The sequence below is a fragment of the Nocardia sp. NPDC006630 genome, assembly GCF_040611495.1.
Taxonomy (GTDB): domain Bacteria; phylum Actinomycetota; class Actinomycetes; order Mycobacteriales; family Mycobacteriaceae; genus Nocardia.
Genome location: NZ_JBEXOK010000004.1, coordinates 548,992 through 564,844 on the forward strand (window position 1 = coordinate 548,992; position 15,853 = coordinate 564,844).

The 15,853-nt window shown below is 65.7% G+C and carries 14 protein-coding genes; 6 read left to right on the forward strand and 8 right to left on the reverse strand.

Annotation, left to right across the window (positions count from 1 at the left end):
• The first annotated feature begins 42 nt into the window (after positions 1–42).
• Entirely contained in the window at positions 43–1,011 is a 969-nt protein-coding gene (locus tag ABZX86_RS14295) for a DUF2332 domain-containing protein (RefSeq protein WP_355123503.1), read from the forward strand.
• A 564-nt stretch (positions 1,012–1,575) separates the two neighbouring features.
• On the forward strand, positions 1,576–2,598 hold the full coding sequence (locus ABZX86_RS14300; RefSeq protein ID WP_355123505.1) for an alpha/beta hydrolase family protein: 1,023 nt from the start codon (positions 1,576–1,578) through the stop codon (positions 2,596–2,598).
• On the opposite strand, the gene ABZX86_RS14305 is transcribed toward ABZX86_RS14300, so the two are convergent.
• From ABZX86_RS14305 to ABZX86_RS14315, 3 genes are all read right to left on the reverse strand, one after another.
• Complete coding sequence (locus tag ABZX86_RS14305) at positions 2,572–2,814, reverse strand: hypothetical protein (protein WP_327144589.1); 243 nt, start codon at positions 2,812–2,814, stop codon at positions 2,572–2,574. The two genes, ABZX86_RS14300 and ABZX86_RS14305, sit on opposite strands and share 27 nt — an antisense overlap.
• Before the next feature lie 132 nt (positions 2,815–2,946).
• The gene (locus tag ABZX86_RS14310) at positions 2,947–4,221 is read right to left on the reverse strand and encodes a helix-turn-helix domain-containing protein (RefSeq protein ID WP_355123507.1); all 1,275 of its coding nucleotides are present in this window, start codon (positions 4,219–4,221) and stop codon (positions 2,947–2,949) included.
• A gap of 149 nt (positions 4,222–4,370) precedes the next feature.
• Entirely contained in the window at positions 4,371–5,021 is a 651-nt protein-coding gene (locus tag ABZX86_RS14315; RefSeq protein WP_355123509.1) for a histidine phosphatase family protein, read from the reverse strand.
• Between the two features lie 217 nt (positions 5,022–5,238).
• On the opposite strand from ABZX86_RS14315, the gene ABZX86_RS14320 reads away from it, so the two are divergent.
• Entirely contained in the window at positions 5,239–6,201 is a 963-nt protein-coding gene (locus ABZX86_RS14320) for a zinc-binding alcohol dehydrogenase family protein (protein WP_355123511.1), read from the forward strand.
• Positions 6,202–6,334: 133 nt separating this feature from the next.
• On the opposite strand, the gene ABZX86_RS14325 is transcribed toward ABZX86_RS14320, so the two are convergent.
• Positions 6,335–7,639, reverse strand: a complete 1,305-nt coding sequence (locus ABZX86_RS14325) for a HAMP domain-containing sensor histidine kinase (RefSeq protein WP_355123513.1) — start codon at positions 7,637–7,639, stop codon at positions 6,335–6,337.
• Positions 7,636–8,301 (reverse strand): response regulator transcription factor, encoded by a 666-nt coding sequence (locus ABZX86_RS14330; RefSeq protein WP_355123515.1) that lies wholly within the window; start codon positions 8,299–8,301, stop codon positions 7,636–7,638. Before ABZX86_RS14330 ends, ABZX86_RS14325 begins: the two co-directional genes overlap by 4 nt.
• A gap of 382 nt (positions 8,302–8,683) precedes the next feature.
• Here ABZX86_RS14330 and nrdF point away from each other — a divergent pair, with 382 nt between their 5' ends.
• Entirely contained in the window at positions 8,684–9,646 is a 963-nt protein-coding gene (gene nrdF / locus ABZX86_RS14335) for a class 1b ribonucleoside-diphosphate reductase subunit beta (protein ID WP_355123517.1), read from the forward strand.
• 87 nt (positions 9,647–9,733) lie between these two features.
• Here nrdF and ABZX86_RS14340 read toward each other — a convergent pair whose 3' ends face one another.
• The 3 genes from ABZX86_RS14340 to ABZX86_RS14350 form a co-directional block, all read right to left on the reverse strand.
• The gene (locus ABZX86_RS14340) at positions 9,734–10,822 is read right to left on the reverse strand and encodes a LysM domain-containing protein (RefSeq protein WP_355123519.1); all 1,089 of its coding nucleotides are present in this window, start codon (positions 10,820–10,822) and stop codon (positions 9,734–9,736) included.
• Entirely contained in the window at positions 10,819–11,139 is a 321-nt protein-coding gene (locus ABZX86_RS14345) for a hypothetical protein (protein WP_355123842.1), read from the reverse strand. Before ABZX86_RS14345 ends, ABZX86_RS14340 begins: the two co-directional genes overlap by 4 nt.
• 169 nt (positions 11,140–11,308) lie before the next feature.
• Positions 11,309–12,415 carry an ABC transporter substrate-binding protein gene (locus tag ABZX86_RS14350; RefSeq protein ID WP_355123521.1) on the reverse strand — a complete coding sequence of 369 codons (1,107 nt, stop codon included), beginning with the start codon at positions 12,413–12,415 and terminating at the stop codon, positions 11,309–11,311.
• A gap of 188 nt (positions 12,416–12,603) precedes the next feature.
• Here ABZX86_RS14350 and ctaD point away from each other — a divergent pair, with 188 nt between their 5' ends.
• The gene (gene ctaD / locus ABZX86_RS14355) at positions 12,604–14,340 is read left to right on the forward strand and encodes a cytochrome c oxidase subunit I (protein ID WP_327144596.1); all 1,737 of its coding nucleotides are present in this window, start codon (positions 12,604–12,606) and stop codon (positions 14,338–14,340) included.
• A gap of 232 nt (positions 14,341–14,572) precedes the next feature.
• Complete coding sequence (gene serB / locus ABZX86_RS14360) at positions 14,573–15,820, forward strand: phosphoserine phosphatase SerB (protein ID WP_355123523.1); 1,248 nt, start codon at positions 14,573–14,575, stop codon at positions 15,818–15,820.
• Positions 15,821–15,853: the final 33 nt, after the last annotated feature.

Sequence of the window (15,853 nt, forward strand, 5' to 3'; positions counted from 1 at the left end):
CACGACTCGGATGGGGTCGGTGGGTTCGGCGCAGGGGGGCGAGTGGAGACATCGCAGCGGTATCGGCGGTTCGCGGAGCTGGAGGTGCGGGGGTTTTCGCCGTGTTATGAGGAGTGGAGTAGGGGAATCGCGGGCAGCGCACGGGTTCTCGGGTTGATCGACCAGTTGCCGGAGGCCAAGCGGCAGCCGAATCTGGTGTTCGGGGCGGCTCGCTACGCAGGGGCGGTGGAGTCGGGGTTCGCGGAGTTCGAGGACTTCCTGAACAGCCGCTGGGCCGAGATCTACGAGGTGGCGATGACGCATCGCACGCAGACCAATGAGGCCGGGCGGGCCGCGACGCTGTTGCCGGTGCTGAATCTGTATCCCGGGCAGCCGGTGGCGCTGATCGAGTTCGGCGCCTCCGCCGGGCTTTGCCTCTACCCGGATCGCTACAGCTATCGCTACGACGACCGGCCGATTCTCGATCCCGCGGAGGGGCGTTCGGAGGTGGTGCTCTCCTGCGCTACTTCCGGACATCCACCCATTCCGGACGCCCTGCCGCAGGTGGCGTACCGGGCCGGGGTGGATCTCAATCCGCTCGATCTCGCCGACGCCGAGAATCTGCGCTGGCTCGAATGCCTGATCTGGCCCGAACAGCGAGGTCGCTTGGCGCGCTTGCGGAGTGCCGCGGCGATAGTGCGCCGCGATCCGCCGGAGCTGGTGGCCGGTGATCTGGTGGACACGATTGCCGATCTGGTTCACGCTGTGCCGCAAGATATTCCGGTCATCGTCTTCGGTAGTGCGGTCCTGACGTATCTGCCGCCGGAACGCCGTGCTGCCTTCCTCGAGGTCATGCACACCCTGCCGTGCCGCTGGATCACCAATGAAGGCTCGGCGGTTCTCGACTTCGGTTCGGCCACACTGCCTCCGGCTCCCACCGGAATCCGGATGATCACCGCACTCGACGGCGATCCGGTGGCCTATGCCGCGCCGCACGGGCAGACCCTGGACTGGTTCGGCACAGTGGAGTAGTCCGATATCGGGGGGATGCGAGTCGCCGGTTCGCACGCTGCTGTGGCCTGTCCCGGCCCCTGTGAACCGCATTTGTGAAGTGTCCAAGAGGTGTCGCGCATGGTTTCGGAGGTGGCGTGCCGTCGCTACGCTCGACCTGGTCACGGCATCGAACATCAGGTGCTGCGCGGTCGATACCGTGGCTGGAAACCGAATCGGGACAAGAGCTTCGGAGGTGAGGCCGGGTCCTTCCCTGCCCCCGCAACGAAGGACTGCTGCGAATTCGACACCTCCGGTGCGGCACTGCCGCATTCCCAGCCGGAGGAGTGCCCGCCGAGTGGACGCCCTCGCATCTGCTCGGCGGGTTTCCGCACGTCGCAATGGGTTTCCGGGCTTTCCTGAAGTTTGTGACCGGCAACAGCGCGTGAGGTCGAAAACCGTGGGTACCCCAAGTCTTATCCGGAACCGAATGTGCAGCAGCGTGATCGGGCCTACATTCGGTCCCCTCACGCCGGGACCAGCATCAGGAGCCACCGTGCCGTACGAACCGATCGATATCAGCCACCGATCCGCCCGGGCGGCGGCGTGACGCGGCGGGCGGTGCTGGCCGGGACCGCGGTCGCGCTGGCCCTGGTGGCGGGCCTGCCGGGGGCCACGCTGGGCAGCGGTGTGGTGCCTCCGCGAATCGCCCTGCAGTCGGTGGCATTTCCCGTGGACGCGATCGGACCGCACTGGGAGCAGGTGGATGTCCCCTCCGCGGCCATGGGCCGCACCGTCACCGTGGATGTCCTGCGCGGCGCGGGCGCCGGACCCCGCCCGACCCTCTATCTCCTGGACGGCGTTGACGCCAGCAAGGTTTCGGACTGGCTGACCAAGGGCAGCGTGGCGGACTTCTTCGCCGACAAGCCCGTCGACGTGGTGCTGCCGACCGGCGGCACCGGCAGTATGTACAGCGATTGGGACAGCCCGGATCCCGCCCTGGGCTGGAACCGCTGGGAGACCTTCCTGACCGCGGAGCTGCCGGGCGTCATCGAGCCCTACCTGCACTCGAACGGTCAGCGCGCCGTCGCGGGCGTGTCGATGGGCGCGCAGGGCGCGATGATGCTCGCGCACCGGCATCCCGGCTTCTACCGGGCCGTAGCGGGTTTGAGCGGTTGCTACTCCACCATGGATGTCATCGGTGCGGCGGTCACCACCATCACCGTGGCCTCGCGCGGCGGCAATGTGACCAATATGTGGGGGCCGCCCGGTACGCCGGAATGGCGTGAGCACGACAGCACCGTGGGTGCGGAAGCCCTGCGCGGCACGGTGATCTACCTCTCGGCCGGATCCGGTATGCCCACTCCCAGTGATCTGTCCGATATTGCGGCCGCCCGGGACGTCATGGGGGCGCTGAAGGAGGCGGGCGGAGGTGTCGTCTTGGAGGCGGGGGCCCGGGCCTGTACCGAACAATTCGCACAGCACCTGAGCGACTTGGGAATTCCCGCCACCGTGCATTACGAGGATGCGGGAATTCACGATTGGGAGGACTTCGCGGCCCAAATCAGCCCGGCGTGGCAGACCCTGGAAACGGCGTTCGAGTCAGTGCCGCAGGCCGTTCCGAGGTAGCCGGCGCAGGCCCGGCCGAATGCGGCCGTCCACGGTGACGATCAGTCCCGCGCGGACGGCCGCGGCGGTGAAGTCGGAGGCCTCGGGCCAGGTGGCCGCGTACTCCATGGCGAGTTCGGCGCCGTCGTCCGGCCCGCCGAGATAGACGGTGACCCGGTGGGTGAGGGCTTCTCCGGAGCTGTCGAACACGGTTTTATTCGCAGCAGTGCTGGTCATAGCGGTGCTCCTCGTCAATGGTGCGGTGGAGATCCGCTGCCGGAGCGGCAGCTGAAGTCTCTGTAACCGACCGTAACTGGAACCTGTTGCTGCTGACCGCGATCCGAGTCCGGCTTGGAAACCTCACAACATTCAGCCCGCCTGATATGTGCGCGCGACCAGCGCGGATCGCAGATACCAGAGTCCGGCCGCCTGGGTCGGATCGAATCCGGTCAGCTGACCGATGCGCTTGAGCCGGTAGTCCACCGTATTGGTGTGCACGTGCAGAATTCGCGCGGTGCGCTGCCGGTTGAGGTTATTGCTGATGTGCGTCCGCAGCGTCTCCAGCAGTTCCGGATGCGCGTCGAGCGAATCGAGCAGTGAGCCGAGATGATCGCGGCCCGGCCCCGGACGGGTGAGCTGATACTCGAGCGCCAGTTCATCGAAACGGAACAGCCCGCGGGTCAGGCGCAGCCGGTGCACGATATCGAGCAGTTCGTGCGCCTGATCGGCGGCGTCCGGAATCTGTTGCGGCGTAGCCGGAACCATGGTCGCGGCAATCGGCACCCGCGCCGCCCGCGAGAGCCGCTCGATCAATTCGTCGAGTTGCTCATCGGGAAGTTCGTTGGCGGGCACCAGAATCGTGCCGCCGTCCACACTCAGCAGCGACAGCACCTTGCCGGCGTACTTGGTGGCGAGTTCGGCCTGCAGCCGGCGCAGCTTCCGCCGCGCCACCACCGCACCCTCCACGGTCGGCGAATGCTCCTCCGGATGCTCCGGAATCGATACGGCCAGTACGTGATACGAGTCGGCGATCTCGATACCGCATTCGCGGACCATGGTGGAGGTGCTGTGCCCGCCCAGCAGTGCCGAGGTGAGCGTGTGCACGGCGGTGTGGTGTTCGCTGACCACCGAGCGCAGTTCGCGCACATAGGCCCGGGAGACCGCGGAGGTCATCCGGTCCAGCAGTTCCATCACCATTTTCGCGCCGCCCATGATGTTGTCCACATCGGCGACGGCGATGACGAATTCGGCATCCCCGTCCGGCCCGCTGCGCTGCAGATGCCGCGGCATGGCGCCGGTGATCACCAGATCGGAGCCGATCTTGAAGCCCTCGTGGATGGCATGGTGAATGGTGTCGATGGGTATGCCCTCGCGCGCCCACTGGGCCGCGGCCTCCTCCAGCCGCTTGGTCTTCTCCGGCAGGTCCTGCCCATCGAGCATGCCCACCGCCAGTTCCAGGCACATGCGGGTGATGGTGGTGACATCACCGTGAATGGCATCGCCCGGCAGTGTCCCGCACGGTGCGACGGTTTCGACGAAGTGCCCGACCATATGCCGTGCCAGTCCGCGCACATCCTGCAGTGGCGACGACATCGGCGTACCCGAGATAATGAGCCCGGTGCGGGCCGGATTGTCGACGGACATCGGCGACTCCTCCAACCTCCGGAGGCAGGGCCTCCGGTCACGGAACGATAACGCATACCGGACGGCCCGTGGTGAGGTTGCTTTCGCATTGTGATCGACCGCAGCGGCAAGCCCCGACTTCCGTGACTTCTCACAACGGCCCCGGTCCGCTACTGGAGATGTCCGACGTCGTTGTATTTGAGCAGGCGTAATCCCGAATGGTCCCGCTCCCACCGGCTGATCGAGGCATTGGCGAGCTGATTGCTCTCGATCTTCAGAATGGTGGATTCGTCCAGGTCGTCCAGGATATAGCGGACCATCACGATCACCAGATCGTGCGCGAAAACCAGGACATGCCCCTCCAGTTCGGGCAGTAGCGTCCGCAGCCGCAGCGCCACATCGGTCCACGCCTCACCGCCCGGCGGCCGATAGTAGAAGCGGCCCATCAGTTCCCGCGCGGCCGCCTCCGCCGGATACCGGCGCTGCACGCCCAGTTCGGTCAGCCCGCCCAGCAGGCCCTGCTCTCGATCCCGCAACCGCTCATCGACCTGCACCGCGGGAGCCCGCCCCGCCCGCAAGGCGATCTCGGCGGTTTCGAGTGCCCGCACGTACGGCGAACACAGCACCGCATCCACCGAGTCCCACTGCCGCGCCAGCCACTTCCCGACCGCACCCGCCTGCGCCCGGCCCAAATCGGAGAGCGGAATGTCGGAATCTCGTAGTCCTAGACCGGATTCTTCGGCCCCTGCCGTTATCGCCCCCGCCAGCGCCGCATTCCCGGCACTCTCCCCGTGCCGAACCATCGTGAGCGACTCCAACATCAGTACTCTCTCCGTTCCGCCGATACCGCACTCCATGTTGCGCCGAATCACATCGAGCTGGGGCGATTCGACATGCACACATTGGGGCCTTACCCAGCTACGGCGTTTCAGCGTCCCGATCGCCGCGAAGTGATAGAGCTCGCATTCACTGATCCGGGGAAGTGATGGCAGATTCATTCCGACGGCTATCAGGCCATAGGGCAAGGGAAGGTATCGCATGCGAGCTCTGACGTTCGACCGGATCGGCACGCTGGACGCGCTGGCGCTGGGCACCGTGCCCGATCCGGAACCCGCGGTGGGGGAGGTGCTGGTGCGCATTGTCGCCGCCGGTGTGAATCCGAGCGATGTGAAGAATGTGCTGGGCCGCTTCCCGTATACGACGGTGCCGCGGGTGCCCGGCCGTGATTTCGCGGGCGTGGTCGTGGCGGGGCCGGACGAGCTGGTCGGCCGCGAAGTATGGGGCAGCGGAAAGGGATTGGGCTTCACCCGCGACGGCACGCACGCCGAAATGCTGGCCCTTCCGGCGGGCGGCGTCGCGCTCAAGCCGGAAACCCTGACCTTCGAACAGGCCGCGTCCGGCGGAACCCCGTACCTCACCGCGTTCGAAGCCATCGAGCGCGGTGGCGTCACCGCCGGCACCACACTGCTGCTCATCGGACTCGGCGCGGTCGGTAGCGCCGCGCTGGATATCGCACGAGGGCGCGGCGCGGATGTGATTGTCGGAGTGCGCCGTCCGGAACTCGCCGAGAAATTGCGCGGCGAAGGCATCGAGACGGTGCTGCTCGACGATCCGGGCCGACTCGCCGCCACCGTGCACGCGCACCGCCCGGAAGGCGCCGAGGTCGTCTTCGAGACCACCGGTCACTGGCTTCCCGCCGTGGTGCCGGTGCTCGCCGTCGGCGGCCGAGTCTGCATCATCGCCGCGCCCGCCGACGGCCATGTCCGCGTACCGGTCCTCGATCTGTACCGCCGCGGCGCGGTCATCATCGGCGTCAATTCACTCCTGCACGACGTCGTCGCGAGCGCGGCCTCACTCGAAAAGCTGCGCGCCACTTTCGACTCCGGCGAACTGTCCGCTCCGGACCCGGCGGTGCTGCGCCCGCTCGAAGACGCCATCACCGTCTACCACGACCTCAACTCTGGCTCATCCGCCAAATACGTACTGGTCAACCAGTACTGAGCACATCACAGAACCCGGTCATCCCGGCGCATTCTCGGCCGGATCCACAGTGGCTGTGCTCCGGCTGTATCGATGGATCCCGGCCAAAAGCATGCCGGGATGACGGGAAGCCGTTCGGGCGAAGGGTGTTGCGCTACATGCGCACTCCGGCCGGGACGCCGACGGTGATGTCGGCGGGTGGCAGCCAGAGTGTGGCGATTGTGCCGCCGCCCGCGGCGGGTTCGATGGAGGCATTGCCGCCGTGGGCCTGGGCCACCCAGGCGACGAGGGCGAGGCCGATGCCATTGCGGCCGGAGCGGCCGGCGGCCCCGCGGTCGAAGGGGCTGGCGGACATGACCGGATCGATGCCGGGGCCGTGGTCGCGGACGCTGACCCGGCCCTCGGCGATATGGACTTCCACGGGGGCGGAACGGTTTACGGCGCCGTGGGTCAGGCCGTTCTCCAGCATGTTCCGGATGGCGAGGCCGAGCAGCTGGGGGTCGCCCACCACGACGGAGGGGTGGGCGGTGACGGTGATGCGGTCGTCGGCGGCTTCCTCGGCGACCGCCTCGGCCAGCTGGTCCAGGCGCAGCAGGGTGCGCTCGGGTTCGGCTATGCCGGTTTGCATTCGGGCGCGGGCGAGCAGGCCGGTGACCAGGCGGGCCATGCGGTCGGCCAGTTTGCGGGCCTCGGCCAGAGTCTGTTGCACCTCTTCGGGTTTGGGGCGCGATTCGGTGAGCAGCTTCAAAGTGGTGAGGGGAGTGCGCAATTCGTGTGCGGCATCACCGAGGAACTGCTCGTGCTCGTCGAGCAGGCGCAGCGCCTGGCGGAGACTGCGCCCGGAGAGCAGATAGGCGGCCGCGGTGGACAGCAGTACCAGCAGGCCGCCGCCGATTGCCAAGGCCCACACCAGCATTCGATGCTGACCTGGGTTATCCATGGACTCGCTGCTGGCCAGGATGACCACGAAATTGTCCCAGTCCGTCCAGTACACCGGTGTTCCCGCCACCCGCACCTTCCGCCCGGTGATATCGGTCGAAGTATTGAGCATGGAGGCGTAGAGGTCGCCGTTGGAATGGTCTTCGGTTTGTGTGGCGAGAGTGGTGATCTCAGTATCGCTGGGCATGAGCGAGCGCAGATAGGTGTGCTCCTGCTTCCACGACTCACCCTGCTTGCGCACCAGCACGACCACCGCCGTCGGCCCCTTGGCCAGATCGTCGTCGATCACCGTGGACAGGTCCAGCACATTCTTGTCATCGTGCTGAATCGCGCGTGCCAGTCCGCCCGCCACCTTCTCCACCTGCCGGTCGGCTTCGATTGCGCGCGAATGCGAATCGATGGTCGACGCCACGAATCCGAGCGCCAGCACCGCCGTCGCGGTAATCGCGGTGACCAGTCCGGTCATCAGCCAGCGCGCCCGCCGCAGCCGGGCCACAGCGGGTAGTCGATGTGAACTCATACCGCTCCGCCGATGAGAAACCCGGTCCCGCGCACGGTTTCGATCACACAGGGCTCACCGAGCTTGCGCCGCAACTTGGCAACGACGGCATCCACCACATTCGATGTGGGCTCGGCCATTTCGTCCCAGCAGCATTCGATGAGATCGGTGCGGGTCACCACACTGCCGAGCCGGGTCGCCATGAGTTCGAGCACGGCGAATTCCTTGGGCGTCAGGGTCAGCATGATCCCGCCGCGCGTCACTCGCCGGCGCATGAGATCGATATCGATGTCCGCCACCGCGATTCGCGAGGCGGTGGGCTGCTCCCGCCGCCGGCACAGGGCGCGCACCCGCATCACCAGTTCGGGCAGTGCGAACGGTTTGGTCAGATAGTCGTCGGCGCCCTGCTCGAATCCGGCGAGCCGATCATCGAGTCCGTCGCGGCCGGTCAGCATGAGCGCGGGCATGGTGTGCCCCGCGGTCCGGGCCCCGGCGACCAGGTCCAGGCCGTCACCGTCGGGCAGGCCGCGATCGACGACCAGGCAGTCGTAGCGATTGATGGCGATCTTGAAATCGGCGTCGGCGATGTCGTACGCGAAGTCGACAGCGAACCCCGCCGATCGCAATCCGGCGGTTACCTCATGACTGAGTTGCTGATCGTCCTCCAACACCAAAACACGCACAGGGCCAGACAGTAAGGCATTCGGAACAGGCGCCCAACGCAGAGAACGCAGGTGGTCGCCGCGAAATGATCGGAAAATGATGGGTAAGGTCGTGAGGGTGAGCCGGACACCTGCTTACCGAGGCTGAAATCGGTGCCGGGCATCTGCTCGGCAAACCGATCCGGGGCAGGCCGGCACGACCACTGCGACCTGCTGTGACCGATTGCACGACTGCGGATTTGCGGTCAACGGAGTGCTCGGCCCCACCCTTTTCGGCATTCTCGCAGGACAGTAGGAAGACACAAGGTCTTGTGCTGGCGGATGATCTCCGCCACCAGTAGTAGTGTTCAGGTGAAGGACTTCTGGAACGGGCCGGTGTGCTGGGAAGGGTGAGTGAACAGGCGTGAAACTGATCGATCGGGTATCCGCGATCAACTGGAACCGCGTGCTTGATGAGAAGGATGCGGAGGTCTGGGATCGACTCACCGGCAACTTCTGGTTGCCGGAAAAGGTGCCGGTGTCCAACGACATTCCGTCGTGGGCGACGCTGACCCCCAGCGAGAAGCAGCTGACCATGCGGGTCTTCACCGGCCTCACCCTGCTGGACACCATCCAGGGCACCGTCGGCGCGGTCAGCCTCATCCCGGATGCGCTGACCCCGCACGAAGAAGCGGTCTACACCAATATCGCCTTCATGGAGTCGGTGCACGCCAAGAGCTACAGCCAGATCTTCTCGACGCTGTGCTCCTCCAAGGAGATCGACGAAGCCTTCCGCTGGTCCGAGGAGAATCGGAACCTGCAGCGCAAGGCCGAGATCGTGCTCGGTTACTACAACGGCGAGGATCCGCTCAAGCGCAAGGTGGCCTCCACCCTGCTGGAGAGCTTCCTGTTCTACTCCGGCTTCTACCTGCCGATGCACTGGTCCTCGCGGGCCAAGCTCACCAATACCGCCGATATGATCCGCCTGATCATTCGCGATGAGGCCGTGCACGGCTACTACATCGGCTACAAGTACCAGAAGGGCCTCGAGCTCCGGACCGAGGCCGAGCGCGACGAGCTCAAGTCCTACACCTTCGAGCTGCTGTTCGAGCTGTACGAGAACGAGGTCGAGTACACCCAGGATCTCTACGACGAGGTCGGCCTGACCGAGGACGTCAAGAAGTTCCTGCGCTACAACGCCAACAAGGCGCTGATGAACCTCGGCTACGAGGGCCTGTTCCCCAAGGACGAGTGCGACGTCAACCCGGCCATCCTCTCGGCCCTCTCGCCCAACGCCGACGAGAACCACGACTTCTTCTCCGGCTCGGGTTCCAGCTACGTCATCGGCAAGGCCGTCAACACCGAAGACGAAGACTGGGAATTCTAGGCGCGCAGCTGGTTTCGCTTCGCAAGTCATGAAAAACGAAGCCCGGCACTCCGATTCGCGGAGGCCGGGCTTTCGTATATCGGCTGCTCAGGGCGCCACATGCCCTCCGTTGCTCCGCACCGGGGGCGGAGCGGGTTTCGCCGGCGGCGCGGCCGGGGCCGGGGGCGGATTCAGGGCCAACTTCTGCCCCGGGTCGATTTCGTTCGGGTCGGCTCCGATGAGTTTGCGGTTGGCCGCGTACAGCTGCTCCCAGGTCTCACCGTGTGCGGCGCCGATGGCGGTGAGGTTGTCGCCGGGCTTGACGGTATAACTGTTCGCCAGGTCCGCCGCCGCTTTCGCGACTTCCTTGATGTACCCCTGATAGCTCTGATCCACGGTGCCCATCGCCGTGGTGACAGACGACAGAATTGTGTCCGTATTGGTGGCGTCGAATTTCCCGGAGTTCGGATCCGGCGGCATCAGGGGACGCAGGAGACTGTTCAGATCATTGATCGCGCCGATGATTTCGTTGTAGTACTTGTCGTTGGCCCCCGCCATTTTCGCGGAGGCGGCGATCGCATCCTTGTCGCTGGCGGGAAATGTTGCCTCCTGAGCGGTAATCAGGCCCAGTGTCGTGTTGTACGCGCTCGCGGCGTCACCCTTGTTGCTGTCCAGGCTGGCGTAGTTCGCCGCCGTCAGTGGGTAGGGGGTGACCACCGCCGGCTTCTTCGAGCCGAATTGTCCGAGCATATTCTGTGTCAGTTGCTGCGCATCGGTGATGGCGGCTTGTACCTGCGCAGGCGCCAGTGACGAATTGACGATGGTGCATTCGCCCGGCTGCGGTTTCGATGTCGTAGAGGCAATGGACTGAACGGGTTTGTCCGTGCCCGCAGTGGCGTAGAGGGTGAGTTTTCCATCGTTGCCGATATCGATGTGCCCGCCCGTGCCTGCCGGCGGAGTGAGCAGGCCGAGACCTGTCTGCTTGCCGTCCGGTCCGAGAATCTTATAGACATCGGGCACGCCGGGAGTTTCTGCCGAATCGGCTTCCACGGCATACAGACCGTTCGGCGACACCATGTAGTTGGAGTGTGTGGCACCGCCGATCAGCTTGGTGAAGCCTGCGGCGCTGTCGTCCGTGGCGAGTGAACTCCCGAGGTCGCCCGTCGTATCGTCGGGCGGCACCCGTGTCGGCGTCATCGGGTCACCGGCCGAGTAGTGCCCGCAGCGTCGATCCGGCCGCCGCCATCCACGTCCGTTTCATGGAAGTTCGGCATGACCTGGTGGCGCAGGGTGTCGCGAATCGCGCCATGGGTGGCCGCGATATCGTTCAACTGCTGCTGGCGATAGTTCACGTGATAGTCCACCAGGGCTTGCGCGCCGACCGCGCCGGCAACCCCCAATTCATCGCCCAGATTGTTCAAGTGATCGACCGGCGGTACCGCTGCCTGACCGACTTCGGCGGATCGCTGGTCGTGCAAGTTGCTGTGATGCCGCAGTTCATGCTGATCGACCACAAGCTTCTTGTTCTCGTTCGACAATTCAACTACCTGCCATCAGCCCTCGGTATCGTGGTCGCGATCAATTATCACCGGACCACGACGGCCGATATCGCCAGCGATGGGAACACCCGGGCGAGCCCGAATCAGCTCCTCGCGCTGCGTCTTTCGCCTTCAGAGGTGAGTGCTAGCCCGTCACATATCCGTTGAGGGACTTGCGCATATCGTCCAGCAGGGCGCGGGCGGCGGTGATGCCGGAGCCGTGCCAGATGGTGTCCTCGACGACGAAATCGCGGTTGTCGCCCACCACGCTCAGGGATTTCCAATTGTCGCCGTGCATTACCGATTCGCCGTATTTCTGGCCATCGGCGCCGTCGAACATGACGTAGATGATGTCGCCCTCGACCTTGTTGCGGTCCGCCTCGGCGCTCAGGTTCGGGACATCGTACGAATCACCGCGCTGCGACTGCGGGCGCTGCACACCGGCATCGCCGAGCACCTGCCCGGCGAAACTGTTACCGCCTTGCACCTGAATGGATTTCGCGTCGAAGCGCAGGATTGACGCCTGAGAAAGGTTGGCGGCCTGCGAGTTTCCGGCGTCGCGGGCCGCGGTGCGGTAGTCGTCGAGTGCCTTGGCGGCGGCGGTCTTGCGATCGAGCGCCTCGCCGATCGCACTGAACTGCGCCTGCCAGCCATTGTCGGCGCCGACCAGCACGGTGGGTGCGATGGCCTTCATGGCGTCGTACTCGGGGCCGTCCGAGGCCGCGCCGATAATCAGATCCGGCTTCAGCTCAGCGATTTTCGCGGTATCGGGGCTGCCGACCACGCCGACGCCGGGAATGGCGGTCACGCCCGTGCCCAGGTAGGCGGGCTGCGACGTCGGGCCGGAAATCGTTGCGGCGCCGACCACTCGCTCCCACAGGCCCAGCGCGCACACGCCGTCCAGCGCGGCGGTGGAGAGCACCACCACGCGTTTCGCATCGGCCGGAACATCGGAGGTGCCCGCCGCATGCGTGACCGTCCGGGTGCCGGAGGTCGCGTCGGGGGAGCTCGGCAGTGCGCACGCCGTCCGGGTATCGCGCTCCAGTCCCACCACGCCCGCGCCCGCGATGCTGGTGGTGGTCTTCACGATCGCGCTCTCGGCGTCGTCGGACCCCTTACTGCAGCCCGCGAGCAACCCCGCCGGTAGCACCGCCGCCGCGGCCAGAACCGCGCCCCAGGTGCGCAAACGCCGCGCGGGGGTAAGGGTGGAGGCGAACATGTTTCGGGTGGAAGCGGACTCGCGCACCGGCATGGCAGGCAGCGTACATCCGGCGACCGCGACACCCAATTACGACACAGAGTAGGAGCTGCCCGCGACCGGTGTGAGAGCACGGTTTACGATCCTTGGAGCGCTACGCCCCCCCGTCGTTCGTCATGCGTCGAACCGGACGCCGGAGCACCGCGTACGAACGACCAGAAGGCACCTGTTCAGGAGGAAGAGTGACTGCCGTAGAGCCACAGCCAGTCCGTGAAGTGGAAGCGGCTCGGCCATACCCGCAACGTGTGGGTCCGAAGGGTTCGTTTATCTACAAGATGGTCACCACGACGGACCCGAAGGTTCTCGGCGTCATGTACCTCGTGACCGCCATGTCCTTCTTCCTCATCGGTGGCCTCATGGCCCTGCTGATGCGCGCCGAGCTCGCCCGACCGGGCATGCAGTTCCTGTCGCCGGAACAGTTCAACCAGCTGTTCACCATGCACGGCACGATCATGCTGCTCTTCTACGCCACCGCGATCGTGTTCGGCTTCGCCAACATCGTGCTGCCGCTGCAGATCGGCGCACCGGACGTGGCATTCCCGCGACTGAACGCATTCAGCTACTGGCTGTACCTGTTCGGCGGCACCATGGCCACCGCGGGCTTCGTGACCCCCGGCGGCGCGGCCGACTTCGGCTGGACCGCGTACACCCCGCTGTCGGACATCGTCCACAGCCCGGGCGTCGGCGCCGACCTGTGGATCCTGGGCCTGGCCGTTTCCGGTCTGGGCACCATCCTCGGTGGCGTCAATATGCTCACCACCGTGGTCTGCCTGCGCTGCCCCGGTATGACCATGTTCCGCATGCCGATCTTCACCTGGAACATCGCCGTCACCAGTGTGCTTGTGCTGCTGGCCTTCCCGCTGCTCACCGCGGCGCTGTTCGGCCTGGCGTACGACCGTCACCTGGGTGGTCACATCTATGACCCGGCGAACGGCGGTGCGCTGCTCTACCAGCACTTGTTCTGGTACTTCGGTCATCCAGAGGTGTACATCATCGCCTTGCCGTTCTTCGGCATCGTGTCCGAGATCTTCCCGGTCTTCAGCCGCAAGCCGATCTTCGGTTACACCACGCTGGTCTACGCCACGCTGGGTATCGCCGCGCTGTCCATCGCCGTGTGGGCGCACCACATGTACGCCACCGGCGCCGTGCTGCTGCCGTACTTCTCCTTCATGACGTTCCTCATCGCGGTTCCGACCGGTGTGAAGTTCTTCAACTGGATCGGCACCATGTGGCGCGGTCAGCTGACCTTCGAAACGCCCATGCTGTGGTCCATCGGCTTCCTGGTGACGTTCCTCTTCGGTGGTCTGTCGGGTGTCATCCTGGCCGCCCCGCCGATCGACTTCCACGTCTCCGATACGTACTTCGTGGTCGCGCACTTCCACTACGTGCTCTTCGGTACCATCGTGTTCGCCACCTTCGCGGGCATCTACTTCTGGTTCCCGAAGATCACCGGCCGCATGATGGACGAGCGCCTGGGCAAGTGGCACTTCTGGGCCACCTTCATCGGCTTCCACACCACCTTCCTCGTCCAGCACTGGCTGGGTAACGAAGGTATGCCGCGCCGCTACGCCGACTACCTGCCGACCGACGGCTTCACGACCCTGAACACCATCTCCACGATCGGTGCCTTCATCCTGGGTTCGTCGATGCTGCCGTTCATCTGGAACGTCTTCAAGTCCTACCGCTACGGCGAGGTCGTGACCGTGGACGATCCGTGGGGCTACGGCAACTCCCTGGAGTGGGCGACGTCCTGCCCGCCGCCGCGGCACAACTTCTACGAGCTGCCGCGCATCCGTTCCGAGCGTCCCGCGTTCGAGCTGCACTATCCGCACATGGTCGAGCGCATGCGCGCTGAGGCCCATGTCGGCTGGGGCACCAAGTCCCACAATGTGACCGAGCTGGAGAAGGCTTCCCACTAGCCTGAACTGAGCGATACGAACGGCGGCTGTCCTACGACAGCCGCCGTTCGCGTATTCGGAGATTGCCGGGTCGGTGGCCGCGCTGGAATGGGAGCCGCCGTATCCGAAGGGGCCGCGGTCCTCCTGTGACGCCCGTGACGGCGGGCGGCGCGAACCGGGCCCGATTCGCCTGACAGAATGAGCACCGCCCCCATGCGCGGGTGGTTGGTGTTGCGAGGAACGGAGTCATGGATTGAGTACAAGCGCGGAGGGGCGGAGCGCTGACACGACGGTTCTGGTCACGGTCACTGGACCCGACAAACCGGGCGTGACGTCGGTACTCCTCGCGGCACTGTCCAATAATGCCGTCAGCCTGCTGGATGTCGAGCAGGTCGTCATTCGCGGCCGCCTCACCCTGGGCGTGCTGGTGTCGTGTCCCACCGATCCCGAAGCGCTGCAGGATCAGCTCGAGGACGCCATGGCGAGCGTCGGCATGAATGTCGATGTGGAGATCGGCGCGGACTCGGTCGCGGGCGCACGCCTGTCCACGCATGCGATCGTGGTGCTGGGCAGTCCGGTCACCGCGCGCGCCTTCAGCGTCATGTCGCGCAAGCTCGCCGCGCAGCGGGTCAATATCGACTCCATTCGCGGTATCGCCGATTATCCGGTGACCGGTCTGGAGCTCATGGTCACCGTGCCGGACGCGGAGGTCGAGACCGAGACCTCGCTGCGCACCATGCTGGCCGTGGTGGCCGCCAAGGAGAGCGTGGATATCGCGGTCGAGCGCGCGGGCCTGGCACGCCGGTCCAAGCGGCTCATCGTGTTCGACGTGGACTCCACCCTCATTCAGGGCGAGGTCATCGAAATGCTGGCCGCGCACGCCGGTGTCGAGGACGAGGTGCGCGCCGTCACCGAGGCCGCCATGCGCGGTGAGATCGACTTCGCGGAATCGCTGCGCCAGCGTGTGGCCACCCTCGCGGGTCTGGACGCCTCCGTCATCGACGAGGTCGCCGAGCAGATCGAGCTGACCCCGGGCGCCCGCACCACCATTCGCACCCTGCGCCGCATCGGTTTCCGCTGCGGTGTGGTGTCCGGCGGCTTCCGCCAGGTCATCGAACCTCTCGCGCACGAACTGGAATTGGATTTCGTGCAGGCCAACACCCTCGAGGTGATCGACGGCAAACTCACCGGCCGCGTGGTCGGCGAGATCGTGGACCGGGCCGCGAAAGCCGTTGCGCTGCGCCGCTTCGCCGCCGAGACCGGGGTCGCCATGGAGCAGACCGTCGCGGTCGGCGATGGCGCGAACGATATCGACATGCTCAATGCCGCGGGACTGGGCATCGCCTTCAACGCCAAGCCCGCCCTGCGCGAAGTCGCCGATACCGCACTCTCGCACCCGTTCCTGGACGCCGTGCTCTTCATCCTCGGTGTCACCCGCGCCGAACTCGAGGCCGCCGACGCCCGCGACGGTGGCATCCGCCGCGTCCCGCTGCCCCGCTAGTCCGGCTGCGCCAGGCCGGGATTCGCCGCGTGC